Source organism: Pseudomonas sp. 05N434 (assembly GCF_056396965.1).
On sequence record NZ_JBFTMK010000254.1, the window covers coordinates 1 to 6,874 of the forward strand.

At 60.6% G+C, this 6,874-nt stretch carries 3 protein-coding genes; all 3 read left to right on the plus strand.

Translation table 11 applies throughout. The features are described from left to right. Nucleotides 1-28: 28 nt before the first annotated feature. Complete coding sequence (locus AC1DLB_RS16910; RefSeq protein WP_477785314.1) at nt 29-2,026, plus strand: alpha-1,4-glucan--maltose-1-phosphate maltosyltransferase; 1,998 nt, start codon at nt 29-31, stop codon at nt 2,024-2,026. A 178-nt stretch (nt 2,027-2,204) separates the two neighbouring features. Beyond that, nucleotides 2,205-5,546, plus strand: coding sequence for a maltose alpha-D-glucosyltransferase (gene treS / locus AC1DLB_RS16915; RefSeq protein ID WP_477785315.1), 3,342 nt, complete (start codon nt 2,205-2,207; stop codon nt 5,544-5,546). A 2-nt stretch (nt 5,547-5,548) separates the two neighbouring features. After that, nucleotides 5,549-6,874: GlgB N-terminal domain-containing protein (locus AC1DLB_RS16920; protein ID WP_477785316.1), on the plus strand; the 1,326-nt coding region annotated here is incomplete at its 3' end.

Sequence of the window (6,874 nt, forward strand, 5' to 3'; positions counted from 1 at the left end):
GTCCTTGGGGCGTAAGGAGAGATGCTCGATGACCGCTGAAAAACCCACAGAACTAAGCTACAACCCGCATATACCGCTGTCCCAGGCGTTGCTGCTGCCGCGTATCGTGATCGAAAACACCATGCCGACCCTCGATGGCGGGCAATTTGCCGTTAAAGCCGTGGTCGATCAGGACGTGGTGGTGACCAGCAAAGTGTTTGCCGACGGTCATGACAAACTGGYCGTGCGCATCCGTTGGCGTGCCGAAGGCGACGACACCTGGCAAAGCGAGGTGATGGTCGAGTTGGGCAATAACGGCTGGCAGGGCCAGTTCCGTGTCAAGAAGCAGGGCCGCTATGCGTTCTGTATCGAAGCCTGGATCGATCAGTACGCCAGTTTTTGTTATGAGCTGAAAAAGAAGCACGGGGCCTGCATGTCGGTCAGCCTGGAATTGCAGGAAGGGCGCCTGCACGTCAAGCAGGCAGCGGAACGCAGTGAAGGCCTCCTCAGCGAGCAGCTGGCGGCGTTGCACCATGAGTTGTCCGGTCTGCTCGAAACCGAGCAGGTTGCCTTGTTTCTGCACCAACGCAGCGCGGACTTGATGGCCCAGGCCGATCATCGTCCCTTCGTGAGCCTGAGTCCTGAATTTCCGGTGGACGTGGAGCGGGAGTTGGCGCAGTTCGCCAGTTGGTATGAATTGTTCCCACGCTCGATCACGGATGATCCGGCCCGTCATGGCACCTTTAATGACGTGCATACGCGGCTAGCGATGATTCAGGACATGGGCTTCGACGTGCTGTACTTCACGCCGATCCACCCGATCGGCCGCAGCTATCGCAAAGGCCCGAACAACTCGTTGACCGCCGGCCCCGACGACCCGGGCAGTCCTTACGCCATCGGCAGCGAAGAAGGCGGGCATGAGGCGATTCACTCGGAACTGGGCAGCCGCGAAGACTTTCGCCGGCTCGTCGCGGCGGCCGCCGAACATGGGCTGGAAGTGGCCCTCGACTTTGCGATTCAGTGTTCCCAGGATCACCCTTGGCTCAAAGAGCATCCGGGCTGGTTCAACTGGCGCCCGGACGGCACGATCAAATACGCCGAGAACCCGCCGAAGAAATATCAGGACATCGTCAACGTCGATTTCTATGCCGTGGATGCGATTCCCAGCCTGTGGGTTGAATTGCGGGACATCGTGGTGGGATGGGTCGAAGAGGGCGTGAAGCTGTTTCGCGTTGATAACCCCCACACCAAACCGTTGCCGTTCTGGCAGTGGTTGATCGCCGATGTGCGGGCGCTGTACCCCGAGGTGATTTTTCTGGCGGAAGCCTTTACCACGCCGGCGATGATGGCGCGCCTGGGCAAGGTCGGTTACTCCCAGAGCTACACCTATTTCACCTGGCGCAACACCAAGACCGAACTGGCGACTTATTTCACCGAACTCAACGAGTCGCCATGGCGTGAATGCTACCGGCCGAATTTTTTCGTCAATACGCCGGACATCAACCCGGCATTCCTGCATGACTCCGGGCGCCCCGGTTTTCTGATTCGCGCGGCGCTTGCGACCATGGGTTCCGGGTTATGGGGCATGTATTCGGGCTTCGAGCTGTGTGAAGCGGCGCCGGTGCCGGGCAAGGAGGAGTACCTCAATTCCGAGAAGTACGAGATCCGCCCGCGGGACTTCAACGCGCCGGGCAACATCATTGCCGAAATCGCCCAGCTCAACCGCATCCGCCGGCAGAACCCGGCGCTGCACACGCATCTGGGCCTGAAGGTCTACAACGCCTGGAACGACAACATTCTGTATTTCGGCAAGCGCAGTGAGGATGGCGGCAATTTCATTCTGGTGGCCGTCAGCCTCGATCCGAATAACGCCCAGGAAGCGAATTTTGAATTGCCGCTGTGGGAAATGGGCCTGCCCGACGATGCCAGCACCCAAGGCGAAGACTTGATGAACGGTCACCGCTGGACCTGGCACGGCAAGTACCAGTTCATGCGGATCGAACCGTGGCATCTGCCGTTCGGGATTTGGCGGATCACCGCTTCTTGACTGTGGCGAGGGGGCTTTTGTGGCGAGGGAGCTTGCTCCCGCTGGGTCGCGCAGCGGCCCCAGACAATATGTCAGTCACACCTCATTTGCAGGTTTTACGACTGCTTCGCAGCCGAGCGGGAGCAAGCTCCCTCGCCACAGGTCCGGCGGTTTTATTCGAATTAAACAGGAGTTACAAATGGCGAAGAAACCCAGGTCAGCCACCTTCATCAAAGACCCGCTCTGGTACAAGGATGCGGTGATCTACCAGGTTCACGTTAAGTCTTTTTTCGACTCCAACAATGACGGGATCGGCGACTTTCCCGGCCTTATCGCCAAGCTCGATTACATTGCCGATCTGGGCGTCAACACCATCTGGCTGTTGCCGTTCTACCCCTCGCCACGACGCGACGATGGCTACGACATCGCCGAGTACCGTGGCGTGCACCCCGACTACGGCACCCTGGCCGATGCCAAACGCTTCATTTCCGAAGCCCATAAACGCGGTCTGCGGGTGATCACCGAACTGGTCATCAACCACACCTCGGACCAGCACGCCTGGTTCCAGCGCGCGCGCAAGGCCAAGCCCGGCTCGGCGGCCCGCGACTTCTATGTCTGGTCCGATAACGATCAGAAATACGACGGCACCCGCATCATCTTTCTCGACACCGAGAAGTCCAACTGGACCTGGGACCCGGTGGCCGGTCAGTACTTCTGGCACCGCTTCTATTCCCACCAGCCGGACCTGAATTTCGACAACCCGCAAGTGATGAAAGCGGTGCTGTCGGTGATGCGCTACTGGCTCGACATGGGCATCGACGGCCTGCGGCTGGACGCGATCCCGTACCTGATCGAGCGCGACGGCACCAACAACGAAAACCTCCCCGAGACCCACGACGTCCTCAAGCAGATCCGCGCCGAGATCGACGCCAATTACCCCGATCGCATGCTGCTGGCCGAGGCCAATCAGTGGCCGGAAGACACTCAGCTGTATTTTGGTAACACCGACGCCAAAGGCCAGAACGGCGACGAATGCCACATGGCGTTTCACTTCCCGCTGATGCCGCGCATGTACATGGCGCTGGCCCAGGAAGATCGTTTCCCGATTACCGACATTCTGCGCCAGACTCCGGAAATCCCTGCCAACTGCCAGTGGGCGATTTTCCTGCGCAACCACGATGAATTGACCCTGGAAATGGTCACCGACAAGGAGCGCGATTACCTGTGGAATTACTACGCGGCCGACCGTCGGGCGCGGATCAACCTGGGGATTCGCCGGCGTCTGGCGCCGTTGATGGAACGCGATCGTCGTCGCGTGGAGTTGCTCAACAGTCTGTTGCTGTCGATGCCCGGCACGCCGACCCTGTATTACGGCGATGAAATCGGCATGGGTGACAACATTTACCTCGGCGACCGCGACGGTGTGCGCACGCCGATGCAGTGGTCGATCGACCGTAACGGCGGCTTCTCCCGCGCCGACCCGGCCAGTCTGGTGTTGCCGCCGATCATGGACCCGCAGTATGGCTATCTGTCGGTCAACGTCGAAACCCAGGCCGGCGACCCTCATTCATTGTTGAACTGGACCCGGCGCATGCTCGCGATACGCAAGCAGTCCAAGGCCTTCGGTCGCGGCACGCTGAAGATGCTGTCGCCGAGCAATCGCCGGATCCTGGCTTACACCCGTGAATTCACCGGCGCGGACGGCAAGCACGAGATCATTCTGTGCGTGGCCAACGTGTCCCGCAGCGCGCAAGCGGCGGAGCTGGATCTGTCGGCGTATGTCGGCATGGTCCCGGTGGAGATGCTCGGCGGCAATGCGTTCCCGCCGATCGGCCAGTTGAATTTCCTGCTGACGCTGGCGCCTTACGGCTTCTATTGGTTCGGCCTGGCAGCGGAGAACCAGATGCCGAGCTGGCACGTGGAGCCGGCGCAAAGCCTGCCGGACTTCACCACGCTGGTGCTGAAGCAGCGCATGGAAGAGCTGCTCGAAGCGCCGTCTCGGCRGTCACTGGAGCAGGGCATTTTGCCGAGCTGGTTGCAGAATCGCCGCTGGTTCGCCGGCAAGGACGGCACCATCGACAGCGTCAACCTCGCTTACGGCGTGCGCTTCGGCGACCCGCAGCATCCGGTGCTGTTGAGTGAAATCGACGTCACCAGCGCTGGCCAGACCAGCCGCTATCAATTGCCATTCGGCTTTATTTCCGAGGAACAGGTCGGCGCCGCGTTGCCGCAGCAATTGGCGCTGGCCAGGGTCCGTCGCGGTCGTCAGGTCGGCCTGATCACCGACGCCTTCAGCCTCGACAGCTTTGTTCATGCAGTGTTGCAGGGCATGCAGGCCAGTACGGTGTTGCCCTCGGACGGTGGCGAGATCCGTTTCGAGCCTACTGATGAATTGGCCAAACTGGGGCTGAGTGCCGAGTCGCAGGTGCGTTACCTGTCTGCCGAGCAATCCAACAGTTCGGTGGTGATCGGCACCAGCCTGGTGCTGAAGCTAATCCGCAAGGTCGCGTCAGGGGTGCACCCGGAACTGGAAATGAGCGCGTACCTGACCCATGCCGGTTTCAAAAATATTTCGCCGCTGTTGGGAGCGGTGATTCGTCGCGATGCGGCGGGCGAGGACACGCTGTTGATGATCGCCCAAGGTTACTTGAGCAATCAGGGCGACGCGTGGGAATGGACCCAGAACAACCTCGAACGGGCGCTTCGTGACGAGCTCGCCGATGCCGTGTCCGAGCAGGAACAGCACTACAACGCCCTCGGCGAGCTGAAGGATTTTGCCGGCATGCTCGGCCAGCGCCTGGGGGAGATGCATCAGGTACTGGCGACCCCGAGCGCCAACCCGGACTTTGCCCCACACATCATGAGTCAGAAAGATGCCCTGGCCTCGGCCAAGGACGTGGCGGCGCAGCTGGAGCATGCACTGAAGCTGCTCAAGCAACATCAAACCGAACTGAGCGTGGCGGACCAGACATTGGTCAGCCGCTTGCTGGACAACAAGAAAGCCATCCTCGGACATATCCAGGAGCTGGGCAAAAAGGCCGCTGGCGGCTTGCGTATCCGCGTCCATGGCGACTTGCACCTGGGGCAAGTGCTGGTGATCAAGGGTGATGCTTATCTGATCGATTTTGAGGGTGAACCCGCGCGGCCGCTGTGTGAGCGCCGCGGTAAACACAGCCCCTATAAAGACGTCAGCGGCGTGTTGCGCTCCTTCGATTACGCCGCGGCGATGGCGATAAATGTACACAACGTCGACAACACGGCGGATGCCCAGGCGGCGCGTCAACGGGTCGCCGATCGCTATTTGAAAGAGGCGCGACAATCATTTGTCGACGCTTATCGGCTGGCGGCAGCTAGTCTTGCTCATGCATGGCAAGATCCTGAAGGCGAGGATGCTGCGCTGGCGTTGTTCGGTCTGGAGAAGGCGGCTTACGAAGTGGCCTATGAGGCTGAAAACCGCCCCACTTGGCTACCGGTGCCGTTGCACGGTTTATATGGATTATTGAGTGGGCTTAAACCCTTTTCCGATCTTGGTGGAGAGTAGTCATGAGTTTCTCGAACAAGGAACAGGGGCACGTTAAAGAGGCGCTGCTGCCCAAGGCGCGGGATATCGACGCATTGGTACGCGCCGAACATCAGGATCCCTTCGCAATTCTCGGCCCGCACAGCGATGGCGCTGGCGGGCAATTCATTCGGGCGTATCTGCCGGATGCCTTGAGTGTGCAAGTGGTGGACAAGGCCTCCGGAGAAGAACTCGGCAGCCTTGAGGCGACCCAGACGCCGGGGTTGTTCGTCGGGCACTTCGAGCGGGCACAGCCTTATCTGCTGCGAACCCGTTGGGCCGGCGGTGAGCAACTCGCCGAAGACCCTTACAGCTTTGGCCCGTTACTTGGCGAGATGGACTTGTACCTGTTCGCCGAGGGCAATCACCGGGATCTGAGCAGTTGCCTCGGTGCGCAACTGAAGACAGTCGATGGCGTGGAGGGTGTGCGCTTCGCCGTGTGGGCGCCGAACGCCAGAAGGGTCTCGGTGGTCGGCGATTTTAACGTCTGGGACGGTCGTCGGCATCCGATGCGCCTGCGCCATCCCACTGGGGTCTGGGAGTTGTTCATCCCGCGCCTGCAAGCGGGGGAGGCCTACAAATACGAAATCCTCGGCGCCCACGGCATTCTGCCGCTCAAGGCCGACCCGGTGGCCCTGGCCACCGCGCTGCCGCCGGATACCGCATCAAAAGTCGCCTCGCCGCTGAAAGTCGACTGGCAGGACCAGGACTGGATGCTGTCCCGCAGCGAGCGTCAGCGAACCAGCGCACCGCTGTCGATCTACGAGTTGCACGCCGGTTCCTGGCAATGCGAGCTGGATGACCTGGGCGAAGTCGCCCGTCAGTACACCTGGCCTGAACTGGCCGAGCGGCTGATTCCGTACGTCAAAGAGCTGGGTTTCACCCACATCGAACTGATGCCGATCATGGAACATCCGTTCGGTGGCTCCTGGGGTTATCAACTGCTGTCGCAATTCGCCCCGAGCGCCCGTTACGGCTCGCCGGATGACTTCGCTGCTTTCATCAACGCCTGCCACCAGGCCGAAATCGGCGTGATCCTCGATTGGGTGCCGGCGCATTTCCCCACCGACACCCATGGCCTGGCGCAATTCGACGGCACGGCGTTGTACGAATACGGCAACCCCATGGAGGGTTTTCACCAGGACTGGGACACGCTGATCTACAACCTGGGCCGCACCGAGGTACACGGCTACATGTTGGCGTCGGCGCTGCACTGGCTCAAGCATTTCCACGTCGATGGCCTGCGGGTCGATGCGGTGGCGTCGATGCTGTATCGCGATTATTCGCGCAAGGCCGGCGAGTGGGTGCCC